This window comes from Caldimonas sp. (genome assembly GCF_046289365.1).
Taxonomy (GTDB): Bacteria; Pseudomonadota; Gammaproteobacteria; order Burkholderiales; family Burkholderiaceae_C; genus Caldimonas.
Genome location: NZ_JBKBVU010000038.1, coordinates 1 through 21653, shown reverse-complemented (window position 1 = coordinate 21653; position 21653 = coordinate 1). Strand labels below are relative to the sequence as shown.

Sequence of the window (21653 nt, the reverse complement as noted above, 5' to 3'; positions counted from 1 at the left end):
ACCACGCCGCCGGCGTCGGTGTCTTCCCAGTACACGCGCACCGGATGGCGATGGACGACGCAGGCAGGGTCGGCGATGGAAGCTGACATGGACGACAGGCACCGGCCCGGCGGGCAGCCGGGTCGGCAAAACCGACATTATCGCTGTGCAGGCGTCAGGGCGACTGGCGGCTCTTGAGGAAGACCGGTCCCCACAGCGGGTGCCCCGCCTCGGACTTGCTCAGGTCGAAGGTGGGGTCAGCGGCCCGCGCCGCCCGGAAGGCCGCTTCGCACCGGGCCTGACGTTGGCTGGTGCAATAGATGAAGGCCAGGTGCTTGTGGGCGGCGGCCTGGTCCTTGGGCGAGGCCAGCCCCGCCTGCAGGGCCTGGTTCAGCCGGCGCTCGGCTTCGGCGTACTGGGCATCGTCATAGGCCTTCAGGCCCGCCAGCAAGGCGCCTTCGGCGGGCCGGGCAGCCAGCTCGGTCACCCCGACCACGGGTGAGGCCACAGGCAAGGGGGCGCAGCCGGCCAGGGCGGCCAGGGCCAGGATCGAACTCGTCAGAGCTTTCATCACATCAGGGGCCGGAGGCGGATTCGAACTTGTGCCGCAGGGTCACGGGCTGGTCGGGGCTCACGGTCACGGTCACCCGGTGCGGCGGGAAGGCATCGTTGCGGATGGTGATCGTGTGCCGTCCTTCGGTCAAGGTCAGGCGGGTGAGCGGCGGGGCGATGCCCGCCGGGGCCCCGTTCACCTCGACCTGCCCCCAGGGGCTGATGGCCAACACCACTTCGCCGGTGGCCAGTGGCGCTGCCGTCGTTGCGGTGGCGGCCGGGTTGCGGCTGGCCGGGCGGGGGGCGACCGACCCCGGGGAGGACGGGCGCTCGCGGGCCGCCGCGGGACGGACCGCGGCCGGGGCTGCGGCCGGAGCCGAAGGCGCCTGGGCCGGGGCAGTCGCGTCCTCGGGCCCGGCCGTGTCGGCCACAGGCCCAGGGGCTGGGGGCTCGGCCACGGTGGCCCCAGCTGCCAGGACGGCACTGGCAGCCGGGGCGGGCGGCGGGGCCGGTGCGGGCCCGGCCGCCATGGGCGGGGCGGCTGCGACCGGCTCGTCAATCCATGAGGCCAGGCCCAGCCACAAGGCCGCGCCGGCAGACACGCCCGCAGCCACGGCCAGCGCCAGACGGCGCACACGCCCACGGCGGTGTTCAGCGGCCAGGGTCTCGTCGTGCTCCGCGGCGTCGGCTTGCTCCTCGATCCAGTGCCGCAGTTCGCGCGACAGCGCCCGCGCCGAGCGGTAGCGGTGCTCCGGGTCCTTGGCCATCGCCCGCGCGACGATCTGCGACAGCGCCGGCGGCACCGCCGGGTTGAGTTCGTGCACCGGCGGCGGCTGGTGATGCAGCACGGCCTCGGCGATTTCCGACAGCGTCGCTCCCCGGAAGGGGCGCACGCCCGACAGCAGCTCGTAGAGCACCACCCCGAGCGAGTAGACGTCGCAACGGCGGTCCACCGGGTCGTGGCGCACCTGCTCGGGGGCCATGTAGTAGGGCGAGCCGGCCGCGAAGTCGTCTTCGGTGCCCGACTCCTGCTGGCTGGCCACGCGCGCGATGCCGAAGTCCAGCACCTTCGGCTGGGTGCGGCCGGTCATGAAGATGTTGGCCGGCTTCACGTCGCGGTGGACGATGCCTTTGGCATGGGCGTAAGCCAGGGCGTCGGCGGCGCGGCGCACGATCAGCGCCGCCTCCACCGGCCGCGGCCGCCAGCCTTCCTTGATGAGCTGGCGCAGGTCCTTGCCCTTGAGCAGCTCCATCGCGATGTAGGCCCCCTGCGGGCTGGTGCCGGCATCGAAGACGGTGACGATGTGCGGGTGGTTGAGGCTCGCCACCGCGCGGGCTTCGTTCAGGAACAGGCTGTGAAAGCGCTCGCGGGCCTCGGCGGACAGCTCCAGCCCCAGGGTTTTGATGGCCACCAGACGCGACAGCAGCGGGTCCTGGGCCGCATAGACCGTCCCGAGTCCACCCTCGCCCAGACGGTACTTCAGGGCATAGCGCCCGATGTGACCGATCGTGGGCAGTTCGTCGGGGGGGATGGAGGCCGGACCGCTCCGCTTGGGCCCGGGGCCCCCGGTGGGCTCGCCCAGCTCACCGAACAGCGAGCCATGGGCGGTGTCGAGCTGCTGGGTGGAATCGAAAGACTGCGACGAATCCTGCCCGTCGCGCGAGTGCCGCGACCGGGCCTGCTCCGGAGTCAGTGCGAAGATGGTCTTCTGGAAATCCACGTGCGCAGCTTAGACGAAGCCCTTGACGCGCTGTGGGCGCGCAGTGTGAGAAATGCCCGCGAAAAGTGCTTCTGCCGGTAAGTTGTGTGTCCTGGGCTTGCAGCCCGCGCCGCCGCGCTCACAGGCAGCGTTGCAGCCGGGCGACGGCTTCCTCGAGCTGGGCCATGGCTGTGGCGTAGGACAGGCGCAGGTAGCGCTTCGTATCGGCCTGGCCGAAATCCCGTCCGGGGGTGATGGCCAGGTGGGCGCGGTGCATCAGCTCGAAGGCATGGTCCCAACTGTCGGTCGCGAAGGCCGAGCAGTCGGCCCAGGCGTAGAAGGCGCCATCGGGCATCACCGGCACAGTCAGCCCCAGGCGATTGAGGGCGGGCACGAGGAAATCACGCCGGGCGCGAAACTCGGCACGGCGGCGCTCGTACTCGGCCAGGCTCTCGGGCTCGAAGCAGGCCAGCGCCGCATGCTGGGCCACGGTGGACGGGCAGATGTAGAGGTTCTGCGCCAGCTTCTCGACCACGGCGACCATGGGCTCGGGCACCACCATCCAGCCCAGGCGCCAGCCGGTCATGCTGAAGTACTTCGAGAAGTTGTTGATTGTGACGACATCATCGCTGTGCGTGAGCGCGCCCACGCCGAAGGCCTCGTCATAGCTCAGGCCGAGGTAGATCTCGTCGACGATCGTGACCCCGCCACGGCTGCGCACTTGAGCGACGATGCGACGCATCTCGTCCGGGGCGATGGACGTGCCGGTGGGGTTGGACGGCGAGGCCAGCAGCACGCCGCGCGTGCGTTCGGTCCAGGCGGCCTCGACGGCAGCGGCGCTGAGCTGGAAGCGCTGCTCGGGGCCGCTGGGCACCATCACCCCGCGGCCTTCCGCGGCTGACACGAAATGCCGGTTGCAGGGGTAGCTCGGGTCGGGCATCAGGATCTCGTCGCCCGGCTCCACCAGCGCCAGGCAGGCGAGCTGCAGCGCGCCGGAGGCTCCGGCCGTCAGCACGATGCGCCGGGCGGGCACTTCCACGCCGAAGCGCTGCGCATACCAGGCACTGATGCGTTCTCGCAAGGGCAGCAGCCCCAGGGCATCGGTGTACTGCGTGCGGCCGTCACGCAGGCAGCGCTCGGCGGCCTCGCGCACCAGGGGCGGGGCGGTGAAGTCGGGCTCGCCGATGTTCAGGTAGATCATCGGCTCGTCGCGACAGGCGGGGCTGCGCGCGAGCTCCGCGGCCGCCTTGGCGCATTCCATCACGTAGAAGGGCGCGATGCGCCCGGTGCGCGAGGCGAATTTCATGGGTCGCAGACCTCAGGCGCGCGGGGCACGGGCGGCTTGCACCTCGGCCGGCCGCAGGTCGGCCGCGGCCTTGTCGAGCACGCCGTTGACGTACTTGTGGCCATCGGTGCCACCGAAGCTCTTGGCGAGTTCGACGGCCTCGTTGATGACCACCTTGTAGGGGATGTCCAGGCAATGGCGCAGTTCGTAGCAGCCGATCAGCAGCACCGCATGCTCCACCGGCGAGAGCTCGCTGGTCTTGCGATCCACATGGCGTGCGAGCGCGGCGTCCAGGTCGGCCGCTTCCTGGATGCAGCCATGCAGCAGGGCGTCGAAGTGGGCCGTGTCGCACTTGGCAAAACCATCCTGCTCACGCACGTGGGCATCGATCACCCCGGCGTCGCTGCCCGAAAGCAGCCATTCATAGAGTCCCTGGAGTGCGAATTCGCGCGATCGGCGGCGTGCCGACTTTGCCGGCGCACGGCGAGTTTTGGGGGGGCTTGCGGTCACGACAGATCTTCCAGCAAGTTGGCCATCTCCACGGCCACACGGGCGGCATCCCGTCCCTTCTCTTCGGCGCGCGCCCAGGCCTGGGCCTCGTTCTCCACCGTGAGGATGGCGTTGGCGATCGGCAGCTCGTAGTCCAGCGAGACGCGCGTGACGCCCGCGCCGCTTTCATTGGCCACGAGTTCAAAGTGGTAGGTCTCGCCCCGGATGATGCAGCCCAGGGCGATCAGGGCATCGAAGCGTTCGCTTTCGGCCAGGGCCTGCAGGGCCACAGGCACTTCCAGTGCGCCGGGCACGGTCACGTGCTCGATGTGCTTGTCGGCCACGCCGAGCGCGGCCAGTTCGGTGCGGCAGGCGGTGGCCAGCGCATTCGTGAGGGCTTCGTTGAAACGGGCCTGCACGATGCCGATGCGCAGATCCTCGCCGTCCAGACGGGCCGGGCGGCCCTTGTCAGCGCCTTGCATGCGTGTGCCTTCCTTTTTCGCGGTCGTTCACTGTTCCGGGCCGATGAAGGCCGTCACTTCCAGGCCGTAGCCCACCATGCTGGGCATGCGTCGTGGGCTGCCCAGCAGCTTCATTTTCGTGACCTGAAGGTCACGCAGGATCTGTGCGCCCACGCCGTAGGTGCGCAGGTCCATCTGCGCCGGCGAGCGCAGCGGCGGGGTGGTCTCGTCCGGCGCGAGGCGGCGAAGCAGTTCCTCGGTGCCTTCACCGCAGTTGAGCAGCACGGCCACGGCGCGGTCCTCCTGCTGCAACCGGGCCAGCGCCCGGCCCAGCGGCCAGGAATGTGTGCATTCGCCCACGTCGAGCAGGTCCAGCACTGACAGCGGTTCATGCACACGCACCACCACCTCGTCGTGCGGTGACCAGCGCCCCTTGACCAGGGCCAGGTGCAATCCCCCGGAGCGGTCACGGTAGACGGTGCATTCGAAGCTGCCGTGCGGGGTGTTGAGCCCTCGCTGCCCCAGGCGTTCGATCAGCGATTCGTTGCGGCTGCGGTATTCGATCAGGTCGGCGATGGTGCCGATCTTCAACCCGTGTGTCTGCGCGAAGACCTCCAGGTCGGGCAACCGGGCCATGCTGCCGTCGTCGTTCATGATCTCGCAGATCACCGCGGCCGGGGTCAGGCCGGCCATGCCTGCCAGGTCGCAGCCGGCCTCGGTGTGGCCGGCCCGCATGAGCACCCCGCCGTCCTGGGCCTGCAGCGGGAAGATGTGCCCGGGCTGCACGAGGTCGGAGGGTTTGGCGTCTCGGGCCACGGCCACCTGGACGGTGCGGGCCCGGTCGGCCGCCGAAATGCCGGTGGTCACGCCGGTGGCCGCCTCGATCGACACCGTGAAGGCCGTGCCATGCTTGGTGCCGTTGCGCGCGGCCATCGGCGCAAGCTGCAGCCGCTCGCAACGCTCGCGCGTGAGCGTCAGGCAGATCAGGCCGCGTCCGTACTTGGCCATGAAGTTGATGGCCTCGGGCGTGACATGGTCGGCGGCGAGCACCAGATCACCTTCGTTCTCACGGTCCTCCTCATCGACGAGGATGACCATGCGGCCGGCGGCCAGCTCGGCAATGAGCTCGGGAATCGGGGAGATGGGCATAGGGGTGGGATTGTAGGGGGGCGGATTCAGCCCCCGGCCGGTTGGCCGGCGGCCAGCATGCGCTCGACGTAGCGGGCGATCAGGTCGATTTCCAGGTTGACGCGCGCGCCGGGCGTGAGCCGCCCGAGGGTGGTGTGCTCGACGGTGTGGGGAATGAGGTTGATGCTGATCTCGGCGCCGTCGGGCCGGTCGTTGACACGGTTGACCGTCAGGCTCACGCCATTGACCGTGACCGAGCCTTTGTAGGCCAGGAACCGAGCCAGCTCGGCCGGGACGAGCACTCGCAGCTCCCAGGACTCGCCCACGCGCGCAAAGTGTGTCACCGTGCCCAGGCCGTCCACATGGCCGCTCACCAGGTGTCCGCCCAGGCGGTCGCTGGCGCGCAGCGCCTTCTCCAGGTTGACCCAGCCTGGTGCATCCAGCCCGGCCGTCTTTGCCAGGCTTTCGGCCGAGATGTCGATCGTGAAACGCGCCGTGCCGGCGTCGAAGCTCGTGACGGTCATGCACGCGCCGTTGAGCGCGATGCTGTCGCCGAGCTGGACGTCGTCCAGATAGCCTGCCGGGGCTTCGATGAGCAGGCGCCTGCCATGGGCGACGCTGTCGCCCAGGGGGGTGACCTCGAGAATGCGGCCGATGCCGCTGATGATGCCGGTGAACATGGGCCGGATTGTCGCAGGGAGCCGGCATCCGCGCCGCCGCGCGGGTCAGGCCCGCTCAGAAACGCTCGCGTCCCGGCGGCCGGGCGCGCAGGCGCAGGTCCGGGCCGACCCGCTCGACATCGAGGAAGGCCAGCGCCGGGGCGTCGTCCAGCGAGGCCAGCGGGCCGAAGCGCATCATCTCCCGCCCTTGGCCGATGAGCCGGGGCGCCAGGTAGACCAGGTACTCGTCGACCAGGTCCTCGCGCACGAACGAGCCGTTGAGCTTGTGCCCGGCCTCCACATGCAGCTCGTTGATGCCACGGTGCGCCAGATCGGCCAGCATCGCGCCCAGGTCTACCTTGCCGCCCGGGCCGCTCAGGCGGACACACCGGGCGCCGGCCGCCTCCAGGGCGGCGCGCCGGGCCGCTTGGTCTTCGGCGTGGTAGATCAGCACCTCTCCCGGCGGCGGCAGGATGCGGGCCGCAGGCGGAGTCTCGAGCCGGGAGTCGACCACCACCCGCAGCGGCTGGCGGGGCGTGTCCACCTCGCGCACATCCAGGCGCGGGTCGTCGTCCAGCACCGTGCCGATGCCGGTGAGCACCGCGCCGGCGCGGGCGCGCCAGGCGTGCCCGTCGGCCCGGGCCGAGGGACCCGTGATCCACTGGCTGCGGCCATCGTCGAGCGCGGTGCGGCCGTCCAGCGAGGCCGCGACCTTCAGGCGCACCCACGGGCGGCCGCGCAGCATGCGGGAGAAAAAGCCGATGTTCAGCTCGCGCGCCTCCTCGCCCATCAGCCCGACGTCCACCCGCACCCCCGCGGCGCGCAGGCGCTTGATCCCCTGGCCGGCCACCAGGGGGTTGGGATCCTGGACGGCCACCACCACCCGGGCCACGCCCTCGCGGATCAAGGCGTCGGCGCACGGTGGCGTGCGGCCGTGGTGGGAGCAGGGCTCCAGGGTCACGTAGACCGTGGCGCCCCGGGCCGACAGCCCGCGCTGGCGCAGCAAGGCCAGGGCGTGGGCCTCGGCGTGCGCCTGGCCGGTGGCCTGTGTGTGGGCGGCCACCACTTGGCCGTCGGGCAACACGATGACACAGCCCACCGCCGGATTGGGCGGACACACCCGCAACGCCTGTGCCGCCTGGGCCAGGGCCTCGTGCATGCGCCGCGCATCGGCGGGATCACCTGTCTGGGGGAGAGAACTCACCAAAGCATCCACATAGACTCCCGCCCGAGCTTCATACACCGATGGCCGTGCCCACAGAAAGCGCGCCGTCGGGACGACCGGCACAGACCGGGGTTTGACATTTCCTCAGGGGGGAAAAGAAAGTGAAAGCTTATCCGAGACCGCGGGGGGTGGGCGGTGGGTGGTCCTTGGTGGAACTGCTGGCCGGTTTGGCGATCGTTGGCATCCTCAGCCTTGCGGCGGCAAGACCTGCCGCACAGTGGTGGCGCGAACAACGCAGCCACGCAGTTTCGTCATTGCTGGAATCCCACCTCGCCTTGGCACGCTCAGCGGCAATTGCTAAAGGGCAGCCGGTGGCCTTGACCCCCTTCAATGAGCAATGGAGCCACGGGTGGCGGGTGCACCTGGACGCGAACGCTGACGGCCGGTGGGGCGATGGTGAAGACATACTGGCCTCACATGCGATGCGTCCGGGGATTGTCATTCAAGCCAGCGGTGTTATGCAGCGCTACGTGCTTTTCGAGCCCAGTGGCCGTCCCGTCCAAACCCATGGAGCGTTTCTGGCGGGCACATTCAGCATCTGCGCATCCGCTTCGGGCCCGTCCACACGACTTGTGATGAGCGCCAGCGGCCGTGTCAGAAAAGAACGAGCGCTCGATTCGGTGTGCGAACCCATGGGCACGCCTTGACCGATCAACGCCAGCAGGCTGCCACATTGGCACTGCCCGTGATGCCTTTGGCGCCGGTGTGCGTCAGCGTCAAGGTGCCGCACTGGGTGTCAGCGGTGGCCTGCGCTCCTTGCGGCTGAGCTTGCAACGTGTAGGTCGTTGCGGTCGGCTGATTCGCCGCAAACCCAAACGTGTAGAAGTTGGCCAAATCGGTACTGCACTGAGTCTGGGGCAGACTCACTGCCGTTGCGGCGACGTTCTGGTCGTACCGTAGGTTGGTCGTGTAGAAGCGCTCCATGAACTGAGCAAACTCGACCAAGCAGGCTTGCGCTGCCGCCCGGCGTGTGCCCACCACGTGCTGCTGATAGCTGGGGTAGGCGATCGCGGCCAGGATGCCGATGATGGCCACGACGATCAGGATTTCGATCAGCGTGAAGCCGTGTTGCCGAAAGCGAGAAACTGACCATGCCATGATGTCAACCTTATTTCAATGCGCGAGTGTGTCAGCGAACGATTTCTCGCCACGAGATCCGGCCAACGCGTGCCCCTCCCATGTTCAGCTGAATACTCGCCGGGCCTCGCGTGACATTGGATCCGCCTTGCACCGCGCGATTGCCAACCACGATGGCCTCCGTGCCCATGCCCACCCCCAAATCGATCGAGCCGACGACATTGCCATCGAGCATGTCGCTGTTGTTGAAAGCATTGTCGTTGTTGACGTCGAAGATGTTGCCGGGCAGCGAGCCGCCGCTGAATGGGTCCAGCGCGTTCAAGTAGCCACGTCCTGTGCTGCTGCATTGAGTGGACTCTGGGATGATCGACGCCACCAGCAAGGTGGGGTAAGCGAGATTGACCACCGACGGCGCGGACACGACCCGCTCGCCGAGGGCCGTCCTCGATGGCGGCTGCACCAGATCCATGTACCAACCGCGCCGGCCTTCCATGTCGCCGGCACTGGTGGTCGAAAAACTCCGAACCGAACGTCCGGCCACGTTGCCTACCGCCGTGATGGTGCGTTCGCGCAGGAACGAGCGATTCAGAATCGGGGTGCCATCGTCGATCACGCCATAGATCGACTGAATGTTGCTCACCGACGGATCAGAGCTGGACATGTAACGGCCTGTGCCGAACAGCACGAAGCGGCTTCCATAATGGGTGGTTCCGTTTCGGTTGTTGGTCACGACGGCAGGGGCCGACGTGATCGGCTGCGGAACAAGATCGGGGCCAATCGCGGTGAACAGCGGCAGGCCGCTGTTGCCGATCATCCAACTGCTGGACGACGTTGCTTGCACGTCAAACTTCCACAGATTGCCTAGCAAATCTCCCGCGTAGACGACGTCGGCTGTTCCGTTGCCGTCGATGTCGTAGGGGGTAGGGGTGGCCAGCCCGTTTTTCGCGGTTGGCGAGCCGACGCCGGTGTTGAACTTGGCCAGGATTTGCCCGTCATTCAGCCCGATGATGAACAAAACCGCTCGGCCGTTGACGCTGTTGTAGCCATTGGCTACCAAGGCTGCCCACTGACCGGAGTTCAGTCTCACGATCACGGGTTTTCCGACCACGTGGCCCAAGTCATCGTCTCGCGAGCCGGGCAGCTCCCACAAAACATTGGCAGCTCCAAAATTGGCCGGGTCGGTCACATCAAGTCCGAACAAACCCTTGCCACCTCGTCCGAGAGACGCAATCAAGTAGTTGCGCCCTCCCGTTTGATCACGCCGAGACACAGCGATCTCCCCGTCGACGAAGTAGTCGTGCACATAGCTGCGATCCGACAACTGACGCAATTTGGGCGTCAACATACCCGGGACGTACGCAAATTGCTCACGTCCGTCGTTGTCCACACTGAACGCGTGGAGCATGCCATCGTTGGCACCGATGAAGACGGTGCGTGTATCCGGGTTGAACGCGGGTGAGGAATGGACAATGTCGCCGAGCAACTGCGTGCGGGGCCGATACGGCCGGGAGGTGGCATTGCTGCCGTCGTATTCCATCGAACGATCGCCGCGCAAATAGTTCACGACCGATTCGCTGCCCAGGTCTGTTTGTTGCGAGGCGCTCAAATTGGACCAGCGAAAATCGATCCCGGCCGATCCATTGTGGGAGTAGATCCGCCGGTCATTCGGGGTGCGAGAAAGCAGGCGCTGCTGGGCACTCCAGGAAGGGGTGGTCGAAACGCCCGAGGTGGAAATCGGATAAGCCCTCAGGTCTCCGATCCATTCGTTGTTGAGCACCTCGAAACTGGCCTGGAAGACCCGGGCTCCATCCACCAGCTGCGTGCTGTTGGCCGACACATTGGAAGCCGACGACGAACGGTTTTGAATGTTGCGCAAGGCTTCGACCAGCCCCAAACGGAACTGATCAGGATTGCTCGCCGCGGTGAAAGTACCCCGACCGTTGACCGAGGCGTGCCACAGATCGTCGATTTTGTGAGCGTTTGCCGAAGTGGGGTCTGGCCAAGAACGGCTGCCGGCGGTCAGCGCCGGCAAGTCGGTGGATGGATTGAGCGTGCCTTGCACCCCGATGGACAAGCCGAAAGTGACCATGTGTTGCCAGAAGGCGTCAGTGTCTCCCCCGGGCACGTTGTTGTCCATGTCGGGGCGCAGATCGTTCTTCCAATAGTGCATGGCGATGTCTGCCAGCGTATTGGAATAGCTATCTCTGTAGGGGCGCGCTGCTTGGTAGCCGTAATCGCTGCGGTTGGGCAAGGCCGACCGGTGAACTGAGCCATTGGTATTGTCGGAATTGCCAATGTGGGTCAGGCTCGGGCTGTCATTCCAGTAGCCGTCTGTGGTCAGGATGTTGTAGTTGCGCCGGCACGTCACCTGGTCTGCACTTCCACCTGGCCCCCAGGGGCCGTTGGCGTCCGTGCGCTGGAAGTAGCGCCCGGCCCAGTCCAAAGCCGTGCGCAGAGGGGTGCCTTGAGCAGGAATCGGCGTTTCGAGCAGGCGCTGGTAGAAGTCTGCCTTGTTCGTACCCTCAAACCCGCCCGTCGTCGGAATGGGCATGTAGGCACTGGTTCGTGTGTTGCTATCGACCGAGGTGCGCGTGGCTTCGTTGATGGTGATGAAGCCTACACGGTATCCGGAGCCTAGATTAGCGAAAGCCTGTGATGACCCGGCTCGTGCGGCCAAAATCCGCGAGCGATAATATGAAAACCAATTGGCGAAGTTTTGCAGCTCTTCGGCGGCGGTACGGGTGACCGTGGAACTTCCGCTTCCCCAATTCACCGTTGAAACGGGCGTTTCAGCGTTGGTCTGTAGATTTCTTCGATATAAAGTATTGGACCGGTACTGATACCGATCGTAGGTTGTACGATCAAGGTCACTCCCTGTCCTGGCTTTGACATAGAACGTTACAGGATAATAATTCCTTGTCTCATCTGCTTGTGTGCAGCTGGTGTCATTTCCGGCGTCCCCGCATCTGATCCAACGCATGTTGGCTGATTGCTGCGATCTAAGATCGACCACGCCCGCAGCGGGATTTGTCGGATTCCAGGGCGCGGATTGCGGGGGCACATTGCCGAAGCTGGATCCATCGGCTCGTCGCCAAGGGGTATAGGTGATTTGGGGGTCGTAAAACGTTGTGTTGCGTGTGGAAGATCTCAGCGCGACATTATGAATAGCGTTATCGTCGAAGCTCAACACCCGAGATCGCGGATTGGTGGCGCTTACAACGTAATTGCCGGCCGCATACAGGTTGTTTGGCGGGGGGAAAAGATAGTAGACGTTACGAGTATTGACGCCCGGAATATTTTCATCCGGCATGATCTCGAACTGCATCGAGCCGGAGTCGTCCAACTGGAACAGGATGTTGGGCGGGACGGTTGAACCGATTTGCAAGGGCGTGAGAGGAAAGTCAATCGTTGCCCACGCTGGTGCGGCGCTGAGCAGAGCGGTGGCTGACAAGACGCAAAGCTTGCGGTGCCAGGCGGCGTGCATGGAGGTCTTCATGGGGGCTCCTTGCCTCACTGAGTGGCGTAGATCGATTGCAGCATCACGACGGCTCGCCCGTCGCCGGCGTTGCTGCGGGCCGTGACGCGATACCGAGTGCAGCTGAGGTTGCTGGCCGGCTGGGCCGGGTCGCATGGGAAATTGCTGCCCAGAAATTCGATGAAGTACTGAGGTGCGCCTCCCGCTTGTGCAGTGAGGTTGACACCAGTGACATTGACCCAACCGGTAAAGTCCGAACGGTTCCAGCGCTCGTGACAGTATTGACCTGGCGGGGCGCACACGCCCGAGTTGCAACTGCTGCTGCATTGGGCCGCCGAAGTGGGCACGCTCAAGGCAGCGGCCAAGGGGTGCGCCGGTACTGCTTGCGATTGGGCCAGAGCCAAAGCCTCACCCGCGCGCAATCCCGCTTCAGCAGCCTGGAAAGCGAGGCTGCGATCGAAGTGGTTGGCGGCCATCTTTTCTTCAAGCACGACGCCGCGCAAGCTGGCCACGCCAACCAACGTGATGACGACCAGCAGCACCAAGGCGATGATCAGCGCCGCGCCTCGTGGCCGATGGCTTGGACGGTGCAATGCACATACGGGGGAGGGTTTCATGGCAGGCGATTACGAAGACTGACGACGTGAAAGGCCCGGCGCTCCAGCGGCGCTGCATCGGTGCCCACGGCTTCGGTGCTGCGTTGAATGAGTGTCAAACGCGCAGCGACGACGCGAGTCCAGTCGCTGATCAGGTCGGCGTCCTGGTAGTTGTCGGGCAGGCTGCCATCGGCGTTCATTTCGAGGTAGCTGACTTGCAGGTCCTGCACACCTTCGGCGATTTCTTCGGTTTGGACCGTTGCATTGCCCACCAGGCGGGCGCGATACAAGGAGCGGCCGCCGCGGCCGTTGTGACCGATGTACCAGGTTTCGCTGGCGATTCCTTGCACGGTGCCGCCCGCCTGGAATTGGTAATTCGTCGGAGTGCCCGCACAACTCATACCCAGGCTGTCGACACAGTTTCCTGGCACGCCCGCACCTGCCGTGTGGCTAACCGAGCTTCCGTTGACGGCCGATATCTGAAACACGGCCAGTTGCCGGAAATCGCAGGCCACCGCGATTTGCCCGGACGCCAGGTTGTGATTGGCAGTGCTGAGGGTGAATGCCTGAGTGGACGTGTCGTGAGAGACGATGGCGGCGCCGGTGTTGCCATCGGCGCGAATGGCCAAGAATGCGTCGGTGCCGTTGACGCGTTGCCCCGCAGCGTTGCCAAAGTCAACGGCGCCAGCGGCTTCATCCGATTCGAAACCACGCAGCCCCGCACCCCAGTCGGCCCACCAATAGTTCGCTGCATTGCTGATGACGATGGCTGTGGGCAGGTTGCGTCCGCAGTTGGAGCCTCCCGCCTCGCGAAGGCTGCGTGCCATCAGCTCGAACGCGATGCGGGAGTGCTCCTGCATGCGCGAAAGCTGCTCGGTCGCGCGAAACGCCTGCCGGTTGGCCACAAAAATGTTGATAACGCCGCCGACGATGAACAGGCCGAGCAATAAAGCGATCATGAGCTCGACCAGGCCAATGCCGCGCGCGATTCGGGGTGTGGCGCGTTGGTTTGCGGATCTAGCAATCAGTGCGCTCATGGGGCGATCAAAGCTGGCTGGTGGTTTCGACCGTTTGGGTTTCACTGCCTTCGGTGCCCCGACTGTCATCCCAAATCACACGGACGGTGCATACGGCACCCTGACAGGAGATCTCGCCACAGGTGCTGTCGCGGTCGCCGAGCGTTTCCTTGAGTGCTTGCAACCACATTCGCTGATCGTTGGCGATCAAGCTGCCGCCGGACAGTACGGAGCACGTACGTCCCAGAACGTAGCTGCCTGCTCGGGCTTGATCCACGTTGGCGCGCATTGCATCGAGCATCATGTATGTCAGCGCAACGGCTTGGCTGCGCTCGTAGGCACTTTGGCTGTTTTTCAACGCTCGCGCTTGCAGGCCTGCGATGCCCAGCAAACCGATGGAGAGCACCAAGACGGCCACCAAGACTTCGATCAGACTGACGCCGCGAATGGGCCGGGCGCCAATGCGGTGGCGGCGTCTGGCACCGGCGATGCGTTCATTCGACATGGATGGAGCCTGTTCTGACACGGATGTTTCGGTTTTGTGCGCCCGCCGTGACGGTGATTTGGCCGGCAGTCACAAGATTGGCGCCGACGGCATTGTTGCCGCATGTGCACGAGTAAGGCAGGCCATCGGGGCGGAAGTCGATACAGGTTTGGCTCACGCTGGTGTTGGCTTGCAGCCGGCCCTGACGGATGGCCGCGTTCGACGTGGGAGTGCGAATGATCCAGTCGGTGTCGTTGGTGCAAAACCGATGAACTGCGTTGCGCCGCACGGCTTCGCTACGCGCGGTGTGCAGCGCGCCGATCAGCTCATTGACCTGCGAGGCCGCGCGATTGGTTTCGATGAGTTGACGGAAGCTTGGCACGCCAATGGCCAGCAAAATGGCCAGCACTGCCAAGGCCACCATCAGTTCCACCAGCGTGAAGCCACGAAGGCGGTTTGCGAAGTCGCCTGAGCGCGATGGATGGGGGTTCACGATCATTGTTCGTCTCGACGATGCGCAATCGGCAAGGGTCAGGCCGCTTGCGGCACTCGTAGGCTAACAGGTCGCGAACTCAGTTTGCCCTCGGGCCGACGAATGGCCTATCGGCCCCGACGTACGGAACGGCGAGTTCGCCCTCAGCGCCCGCGCCGTGAAGTTTCTCTCACCGCGTTCATGAACTCGCTGACGTCATCGAAACTGCGGTAGACGGAGGCAAAGCGGATGTAGGCGACCTTGTCCAGGCGCTTGAGCTCGCGCATGACCCATTCGCCCACACGGGTGCTGCTGACCTCGCGCTCGCCGCTGTGCAGCAGCGAGGTCTCGATGCGCGAGACGGCCTGGTCGAGCGCCTCGGCGCTGACGGGGCGCTTGCGCAGCGCCAGTGTCATCGAGGCGCGCAGCTTGGCCGGGTCGAACTCGGTGCGTCGCCCGTCCTTCTTGACGATGGACGGGTATTCGATCTCCGCGCGCTCGTAGGTGGTGAAGCGCTTGTCGCACCCCATGCAGCGCCGCCGCCGCCGGATCACGTCCCCCTCGTCGGATTCACGGGTCTCGACGACCTGGGTTTCCTCGTGGCCGCAGAAGGGGCAGCGCATGGCCGGTGGCGGGTGGGGTCAGCGGTAGACCGGGAAGCGGCGGGTCAGTTCGTGGACCTTGGCACGCACTGCGGCGATGTGGGCTTCGTCCTGGGGTTTGTCCAGCACATCGGCGATCAGGTGGGCGGTGGCCACGGCCTCGGCTTCGGTGAAGCCGCGGGTGGTCATGGCCGGCGAACCCAGGCGGATGCCGCTGGTGACCATGGGCTTTTGCGGGTCGTTGGGGATGCCGTTTTTGTTGCAGGTGATGTGCGCGCGGCCCAGCACGGCTTCCGCTTCCTTGCCGGTCAGGCCCTTGGGACGCAGGTCGACCAGCATCACGTGGCTTTCGGTGCGGCCGCTGACGATGCGCAGGCCGCGGGCCATCAGGGTTTCGGCCAGGGCCTGGGCGTTCTTGACCACCTGTTGCTGGTAGGCCTTGAACTGCGGCGACAGGGCTTCCTTGAAGGCCACGGCCTTGGCAGCGATGACGTGCATCAGCGGGCCGCCCTGGATGCCGGGGAAGATGGCACTGTTGATCTGCTTGGCCACGTGGTCCTTCATCAGGATGATGCCGCCACGCGGGCCGCGCAGGCTCTTGTGGGTGGTGGAGGTCACCACGTCGGCAAAGGGCACGGGGTTGGGGTAGACGCCGCCGGCGATCAGCCCAGCGTAGTGGGCCATGTCCACCATGAAGTAGGCGCCGACGGCCTTGGCAACCCGGGCAAAACGCTCGAAGTCGATGCGCAGGCTGTAGGCGGAGGCCCCGGCGATGATGAGCCTGGGCTTGTGCTCGTGCGCCAGGCGCTCCATCGCGTCGTAGTCGATCTCCTCCTTCTCGTTCAGGCCGTAGCTGACGACCTTGAACCATTTGCCGGACATGTTCAGCGGCATGCCGTGGGTCAGGTGGCCTCCTTCGGCCAGGCTCATGCCCATGATGGTGTCGCCCGGCTGCAGCAGCCCGAAGAACACCCCCTGGTTGGCCTGGGAGCCGGAGTTGGGCTGGACGTTGGCATGTTCGGCGCCGAACAAGGCCTTGAGACGGTCGATGGCGAGCTGCTCGACGATGTCGACGTATTCGCAGCCGCCGTAATAGCGCTTGCCGGGATAGCCCTCGGCGTATTTGTTGGTGAGCTGGCTGCCCTGGGCGGCCATCACGGCCGGGGAGGCATAGTTCTCGGAGGCGATCAGCTCGATGTGGTCTTCCTGGCGCTGGTTTTCCTGCTGGATGGCAGCCCAGATCTCGGGGTCGACGTTGGCGACGGTGGAGGTGGAGCGGTCGAACATGGCAGTCCTCTTCAGTGCGATGAAGTCCCTCTCGTAGTGCCGGCGGCGGCTGCGACAGCGCACCCGCATACCGCGTGCTGGATCGGAGGGCTGCCCAGGCGAACGGCGAAACGGCGGCGCCCGAGGCGGCCGCCGGCTGCACTTCCCGGTGGTTCACCACCTCAGGCGCTCACCCCGGGGCGGGGTGGGCCTTATCGCCAGTTGTGCAACGGCCGCAGTGTACTGGAGAACGCGGCACACCGGCCTGCGGTGCGCAGGAGCACCGCGGGCCGGGTGCCGCAAGCTGGGGATTCAGGAGGCCTGGGCCACCTGGGTGTCGGCGCTTGGCTGATGGGCAGCATTGGTCTCGGGCGCGGAGGCTGCGGCAGCCGGCGCCGTGGCCGGGGCGCTGGTGCGCACGAGTTGCGGCACCGTGACGGGCACCGGGCGGCCCTGGGCCACGTTGCGCAGGTGGTTGCGCTCGGACAGCACCTTGGCTGCATAGCCGCCGTCGTGGGGCAGGTTGGCCGCGCCCACGTACCACTTCAGGCCACCTTCCAGGCTGCCGGCGCGGCTGATGTACTCGCGCAGGATCTGGGCGCCCACGCGCAGGTTGCTCACCGGGTCGAAGGCCGCATGGGTGCCGCCGAAGGCCTCGTACTTGTCATCGTGGACGCGGGTCATGACCTGCATCAAGCCCTGGGCGCCCACCGGGCTCTGGGCGAAGGGGTTGAAGCTCGATTCGATGGCGATCACGGCCAGCAGCAAGGTGGGGTCCAGGCCGGTGCGTTCACCGACCTCCCAGGCCTCCTTGACCAACCGGGCCACCGGCTCGGGCGCGACGCGGTAGCGGCGCGAGATCCACTGGACGATCGCGGCCTGCTCCTTGCCGAGTTCGCGGGGGTCCGCGGCGGTGACGCGCCGGATGGCCTCAGGCTCGGCCAGCGCGGCCACGAGGCTCTCGTCCTCGCTCAGGCGTGCCTCCTGGCGCTGGAGCAGCCAGCCCAGGGCATGCTGTTCCAACTGGTGGCGCAGGTCGGGCCGGCCCAGGCCGAAGAGGGTCGCACCCAGCACGAGCAGGCCCAGCAGCGCCAGGCCGTTGTGGCTGATGTCGAGCAGGCCTTGGCCGACGTCCCGGACGAAAACCGAGACGCAGCGGGCCATCGACTGCGTTGTCTGCGACACCCGGTGCCGCAGGGTGTGGGTCGCTGTCATGTCACTCCTTTCCGTCCGCGGGGACCGGACGACCGGTGTCGTGGCCCGGCCTGGCCCGCGGAGATAATGCCCCGCCACCCTAGAAAGTCAGGCGCCTGCAGGATGCAAGGCCCGGGTGGGCGGTTGATGGCATTGGCAGCGTGAAGTGCACCGGCAGCCGGTGCGGGTTATCCCTGATGGGAGACGGTCGGATTCTAGGAAGGCTCGAAATAACCAGTCAAGCCTTTGAATCCGATTGCTAATTATGCAAGGTTATGAAGTACCGAGATTTGCGTGACTTTGTTGACAAGCTGGAGGCCATGGGCGAACTGCGGCGTGTTCACGAGCCAGTGTCCACTCACCTGGAAATGACGGCCTTGTGCGACCGTGTCCTCCAGTCGGGTGGCCCGGCGCTGTGGTTCGAGCAGCCGGTGGGTCACCGCATCCCGGTCCTGGGCAATCTGTTCGGCACCCCCAAACGTGTGGCCCTCGGGATGGGGGAGGAGGACGTGCAGGCCCTGCGGGGCATTGGCGAACTGCTGGCCCGGCTGAAGGAGCCCGAGCCGCCGCGCGGGCTCAAGGACGCTGGCCGACTGGTGCAGATGGCCAAGGCGCTGTGGGACATGAAGCCGGCCGTGGTGCGGCAGGCGCCGTGCCAGTCGGTGGTCTGGGAAGGGGCGGAGCTGGACCTCTCACGCCTGCCCATTCAGCATTGCTGGCCGGGGGATGTGGCGCCGCTGATCACCTGGGGGCTGGTGGTGACGCGTGGGCCGCAGTCGGTGCCTCATCCGCGTGTGCGCCAGAACCTGGGCATCTACCGCCAGCAGGTGATCGGACCGCGGCAGCTCATCATGCGTTGGCTCGCCCACCGGGGCGGCGCGCTGGATTTCCGCGAGTTCGCGCTGGCCCAGCCGGGCCGGCCCTTCCCGATCGCGGTGGCCCTGGGGGCGGACCCGGCCACCATCCTGGGGGCGGTGACGCCCGTGCCCGACAGCTTGTCGGAATACCAGTTCGCCGGCCTGCTGCGCGGCTCGCGCACCGAGGTGGTGGACACGGCCGTCGGCGAGGGGGCGACCCGGCTGCAGGTGCCCGCCAGTGCCGAGATCGTGCTGGAGGGGCACATCCCGGTGGCGGCGCCGGGGTACACGGGGACCTCGCCCCACGGTGTGCCCCTGAAGGAGAAGGGTGGCTACCTGCACGCGCTGGAAGGGCCTTACGGGGATCACACCGGTTATTACAACGAGCAGGACTGGTTCCCGGTGTTTGAGCTGTCGCGCATCACGATGCGCGAATCGCCGATCTACCACTCCACCTACACCGGCAAGCCGCCTGACGAGCCGGCCGTGCTGGGGGTGGCGCTCAACGAGGTGTTCGTGCCCATCCTGCGCAAGCAGTTTCCCGAGATCGTGGACTTCTATCTTCCGCCCGAGGGCTGCAGCTACCGTATGGCCATCATCAGCATGCGCAAGGCCTATGCGGGCCATGCCAAGCGCCTGATGTTCGGGGTGTGGAGCTTCCTGCGGCAGTTCATGTACACCAAGTTCATCGTGGTCACCGACGAGGATGTGGACATCCGCTCGTGGGCCGACGTGATCTGGGCCCTCACCACCCGGGCCGACCCGGTGCGCGACACCACGCTGGTGGAACACACGCCGATCGACTACCTGGACTTCGCCTCGCCGGTGTCGGGGCTGGGGGGCAAGATGGGCATCGATGCGACGAACAAGTGGCCCGGCGAGACGCACCGCGAATGGGGCCGCTTGATCACGATGGACGCGCAGGTGCGCTCGCGCATGGACGCGCTGTACGAGCGCTTGTTCTCATGAGGCCCACGGCGGGGCGTCGGGCCCGGTCATGGCGGGCGGTAATGGAGGCCTGCCTGCTCATTGGAAATGCGAACTGGCGTCCGGCGGCTGGCTTCGGTATCTTTGAGTCGCCTGCACGGTTGCAGGTGTTTCCGATGCGCAGTCTCTGCGCGTAAGGAGCCCCGGACTTCTTCCCTCCGGAGCCCCGAAACGTGGCGTCACGCCACCCCCCCTCCGGCCGGTCAGGCTCGGAGGGGTTTCTTCTTGGTGCGGTCGTTGTCTCAGTATCCCAGCACCAGGGCGAGCCACTCGCGCCAGGCGTGGCGGTTCTCGATCAGCCCTGGCAGGCTTGGAGACCAGTGGGCCAGGTGCGAGGTCTGCAGGGGCAGCAGCCCCATCGGCGCCGGCTGGATTGTCAGGCCGCTGCCACCCAGGGCCTCGGTGAAGGCTCGCTGTGCGCGCGGCATGTGCCAGACATGGGTGACGAGCACGATCTTGCGCACGCCGGCCTGGCGCAGCAGTGCCGCCGTGCGGCCGGCATTCTCGCGGGTGTCGCGCGAGCCGTCTTCCACCCAGCGCAAGGCGGTGCCGTGCTCTTCCCGTGCGATGCGTTCAGCCACTCGGGCTTCGGGCGTCACGGATTCAGGCAGTCCATACGGGATGCCACCGCTGTAGGCCAGCGGCAGGCCGGTCTGGCGCGCGAGCCACAAGCCGTAGCGCAGGCGTTGCAGGCCGGTGGCCGACAGGTCCGACAGGCGGTAATCCGGCGAGCGTGGCACCAGGCCCCCGCCCAGCACGACGATGGCCACAGTGGGATTGCCTTTGGCCTGGGCCTTGGCCTGGGTTTTCAGCTCATCGAGGTCGATGGGGCCGAGCGCCGGCGGCACCCTGAGCACGAAGGACTGGGTGACCCAGGCCCAGCCCGTGGTCGAGCCCAGCCACAACCCCGCACAGGCCAGCAACACCAGGGCGATGCCCAGCGCGCGGCGTGGACGCCATTGGCGCAGGCCGACCAGCAGCAGCACGATGAACACCCCGGGGGGCAGGACCAGGGCCAGCAGGTAAGGCAGATAGGGCGCGAGGCTGTCGGACATGGGCTGCAATCGAGGCCGGGGGGGACGCCGCGATTGTGCAGGAAAGCCCCTGCAGTTCATCGCCCCAAGCCGAGACCCGCGGCGAGCTTCGTTAAGCTTGGCGGCTTTGGAGCCTGGCGATGTCCGAAGCGCAAGAGATCACCCTGGCCGGAGGCTGCTTCTGGTGCCTGGAGGCGGTGTACGACCGCGTCGAAGGCGTGCTCGACGTGGAGTCGGGCTATTCGAACGGGAGCTGGCACAGCCCCAGCTACGAACAGGTGTGCTCGGGGCAGACCGGTCATGCCGAGGTCGTGCGCGTGCGTTTCGACCCGCAACGCATCAGTCTGCGGGAGATCCTCGAGATCTTCTTCACGATCCACGATCCCACGACGCCGAACCGCCAGGGCCATGATGTGGGGCCCCAGTACCGCTCGGGGATCTATTTCCACGACGCCGGGCAGGAGCGTGTGGCGCGCGCGATGATCGCCGAGCTGACGGCAGCCGGGGCCTGGAAGGACCCCATCGTGACCGAGGTCGCCCCGGTGGACAACTACTGGCCGGCCGAGCCCTACCATCAGGACTATTTCCTGAAGCATCCCGAGCAGGGCTATTGCGCCCATGTCGTTGCGCCCAAGGTGGAGAAGTTCCGCCGGACCTTCGCCCACAAGGTGCGCTCGGGATGATCGTCTGGCGTGATCTGAGCTTGCAGCATCCGCGCGGCCCGCTGCTGCGCTTTCCCGACCTGCGGCTGGAGGCCGGGCGCGTGCTGTTGCTGCGTGGGGCTTCGGGCACGGGCAAGTCCAGCCTGCTGGCCTTGCTGGCCGGGTTGCTGACGCCCACCACCGGCGAGATCGAGGTCGACGGCACGCCGCTGCACCGGCTGTCGCCGCGCCAGCGTGATGCCTGGCGTGCGGCCCGGCTGGGCGTGCTGCCGCAGCGGCTGCATCTGAGCGAAAGCCTGAGCGTGGCCGACAACCTGGCCCTGGTGGACGTGGCCGTGGGGCGGCCGGTCGATCGACGGGCCATCGCTCACGTGCTGCAGGCGCTGGGGGTCTCGCACCTGGCCGCATGCCGCCCGCCTGCGCTTTCCGGTGGCGAGGCGCAGCGTGTGGCGC

The 21653-nt window shown here is 66.5% G+C and carries 22 protein-coding genes and 1 riboswitch; of the genes, 4 read left to right on the top strand and 18 right to left on the bottom strand.

The window, feature by feature from the left end; translation table 11 throughout:
- Nucleotides 1–154: 154 nt before the first annotated feature.
- The 8 genes from ACK42S_RS06100 to ribD form a co-directional block, all read right to left on the bottom strand.
- Nucleotides 155–550, bottom strand: coding sequence for a TssQ family T6SS-associated lipoprotein (locus ACK42S_RS06100; RefSeq protein WP_409704537.1), 396 nt, complete (start codon nt 548–550; stop codon nt 155–157).
- Nucleotides 551–554: 4 nt separating this feature from the next.
- Nucleotides 555–2252, bottom strand: a complete 1698-nt coding sequence (locus ACK42S_RS06095) for a serine/threonine-protein kinase (protein WP_409704535.1) — start codon at nt 2250–2252, stop codon at nt 555–557.
- Between the two features lie 118 nt (nt 2253–2370).
- Nucleotides 2371–3537, bottom strand: a complete 1167-nt coding sequence (locus ACK42S_RS06090; RefSeq protein WP_409704533.1) for a pyridoxal phosphate-dependent aminotransferase — start codon at nt 3535–3537, stop codon at nt 2371–2373.
- A gap of 12 nt (nt 3538–3549) precedes the next feature.
- Nucleotides 3550–4026, bottom strand: a complete 477-nt coding sequence (gene nusB / locus ACK42S_RS06085) for a transcription antitermination factor NusB (RefSeq protein WP_409704531.1) — start codon at nt 4024–4026, stop codon at nt 3550–3552.
- Nucleotides 4023–4487 carry a 6,7-dimethyl-8-ribityllumazine synthase gene (gene ribH, locus ACK42S_RS06080; RefSeq protein ID WP_409704529.1) on the bottom strand — a complete coding sequence of 155 codons (465 nt, stop codon included), beginning with the start codon at nt 4485–4487 and terminating at the stop codon, nt 4023–4025. The genes nusB and ribH overlap by 4 nt, the downstream gene beginning before the upstream one ends.
- Before the next feature lie 27 nt (nt 4488–4514).
- A complete protein-coding gene (gene ribBA, locus ACK42S_RS06075) occupies nt 4515–5615 on the bottom strand; it encodes a bifunctional 3,4-dihydroxy-2-butanone-4-phosphate synthase/GTP cyclohydrolase II (RefSeq protein ID WP_409704527.1) in 1101 nt (366 codons plus the stop codon).
- Nucleotides 5616–5641: 26 nt separating this feature from the next.
- Nucleotides 5642–6274: a riboflavin synthase gene (locus tag ACK42S_RS06070; protein ID WP_409704525.1), complete on the bottom strand. Its 633-nt coding sequence runs from the start codon at nt 6272–6274 to the stop codon at nt 5642–5644.
- A gap of 55 nt (nt 6275–6329) precedes the next feature.
- On the bottom strand, nt 6330–7412 hold the full coding sequence (ribD, locus tag ACK42S_RS06065; protein WP_409704539.1) for a bifunctional diaminohydroxyphosphoribosylaminopyrimidine deaminase/5-amino-6-(5-phosphoribosylamino)uracil reductase RibD: 1083 nt from the start codon (nt 7410–7412) through the stop codon (nt 6330–6332).
- Nucleotides 7413–7624: 212 nt separating this feature from the next.
- On the opposite strand from ribD, the gene ACK42S_RS06060 reads away from it, so the two are divergent.
- On the top strand, nt 7625–8125 hold the full coding sequence (locus tag ACK42S_RS06060; RefSeq protein WP_409704523.1) for a GspH/FimT family pseudopilin: 501 nt from the start codon (nt 7625–7627) through the stop codon (nt 8123–8125).
- A gap of 4 nt (nt 8126–8129) precedes the next feature.
- On the opposite strand, the gene ACK42S_RS06055 is transcribed toward ACK42S_RS06060, so the two are convergent.
- The 9 genes from ACK42S_RS06055 to ACK42S_RS06015 all read right to left on the bottom strand — a co-directional run bounded on the left by ACK42S_RS06055 (nt 8130) and on the right by ACK42S_RS06015 (nt 17681).
- Nucleotides 8130–8576, bottom strand: a complete 447-nt coding sequence (locus ACK42S_RS06055; protein WP_409704521.1) for a type IV pilin protein — start codon at nt 8574–8576, stop codon at nt 8130–8132.
- Between the two features lie 31 nt (nt 8577–8607).
- Entirely contained in the window at nt 8608–12051 is a 3444-nt protein-coding gene (locus ACK42S_RS06050) for a pilus assembly protein (RefSeq protein WP_409704519.1), read from the bottom strand.
- A gap of 14 nt (nt 12052–12065) precedes the next feature.
- On the bottom strand, nt 12066–12647 hold the full coding sequence (locus ACK42S_RS06045) for a PilX N-terminal domain-containing pilus assembly protein (RefSeq protein WP_409704517.1): 582 nt from the start codon (nt 12645–12647) through the stop codon (nt 12066–12068).
- Nucleotides 12644–13663, bottom strand: a complete 1020-nt coding sequence (locus ACK42S_RS06040) for a PilW family protein (RefSeq protein ID WP_409704515.1) — start codon at nt 13661–13663, stop codon at nt 12644–12646. Before ACK42S_RS06040 ends, ACK42S_RS06045 begins: the two co-directional genes overlap by 4 nt.
- Nucleotides 13664–13670: 7 nt before the next feature.
- Nucleotides 13671–14147, bottom strand: a complete 477-nt coding sequence (gene pilV, locus ACK42S_RS06035; RefSeq protein WP_409704513.1) for a type IV pilus modification protein PilV — start codon at nt 14145–14147, stop codon at nt 13671–13673.
- A complete protein-coding gene (locus tag ACK42S_RS06030; protein ID WP_409704511.1) occupies nt 14137–14625 on the bottom strand; it encodes a GspH/FimT family pseudopilin in 489 nt (162 codons plus the stop codon). The genes pilV and ACK42S_RS06030 overlap by 11 nt, the downstream gene beginning before the upstream one ends.
- Before the next feature lie 137 nt (nt 14626–14762).
- Nucleotides 14763–15221, bottom strand: coding sequence for a transcriptional regulator NrdR (gene nrdR, locus ACK42S_RS06025; protein ID WP_019560971.1), 459 nt, complete (start codon nt 15219–15221; stop codon nt 14763–14765).
- Nucleotides 15222–15239: 18 nt separating this feature from the next.
- A complete protein-coding gene (gene glyA, locus ACK42S_RS06020; protein ID WP_409704509.1) occupies nt 15240–16487 on the bottom strand; it encodes a serine hydroxymethyltransferase in 1248 nt (415 codons plus the stop codon).
- 85 nt (nt 16488–16572) lie between these two features.
- A riboswitch (ZMP/ZTP riboswitch) is annotated at nt 16573–16702 on the bottom strand.
- Between the two features lie 76 nt (nt 16703–16778).
- Nucleotides 16779–17681 (bottom strand): lytic transglycosylase domain-containing protein, encoded by a 903-nt coding sequence (locus ACK42S_RS06015; RefSeq protein ID WP_409704507.1) that lies wholly within the window; start codon nt 17679–17681, stop codon nt 16779–16781.
- A 254-nt stretch (nt 17682–17935) separates the two neighbouring features.
- On the opposite strand from ACK42S_RS06015, the gene ACK42S_RS06010 reads away from it, so the two are divergent.
- Nucleotides 17936–19486, top strand: coding sequence for a UbiD family decarboxylase domain-containing protein (locus tag ACK42S_RS06010; protein WP_409704505.1), 1551 nt, complete (start codon nt 17936–17938; stop codon nt 19484–19486).
- Nucleotides 19487–19746: 260 nt separating this feature from the next.
- Here the strand turns inward: ACK42S_RS06010 and ACK42S_RS06005 are convergent, their stop codons facing one another.
- The gene (locus ACK42S_RS06005; RefSeq protein WP_409704503.1) at nt 19747–20559 is read right to left on the bottom strand and encodes a YdcF family protein; all 813 of its coding nucleotides are present in this window, start codon (nt 20557–20559) and stop codon (nt 19747–19749) included.
- Nucleotides 20560–20678: 119 nt separating this feature from the next.
- Between ACK42S_RS06005 and msrA the strand changes: the two genes are divergently transcribed.
- The gene (msrA, locus tag ACK42S_RS06000) at nt 20679–21221 is read left to right on the top strand and encodes a peptide-methionine (S)-S-oxide reductase MsrA (RefSeq protein WP_409704501.1); all 543 of its coding nucleotides are present in this window, start codon (nt 20679–20681) and stop codon (nt 21219–21221) included.
- On the top strand, nt 21218–21653 hold a 436-nt coding region (locus tag ACK42S_RS05995; protein WP_409704499.1), incomplete at its 3' end, for an ATP-binding cassette domain-containing protein. The genes msrA and ACK42S_RS05995, both read left to right, overlap by 4 nt.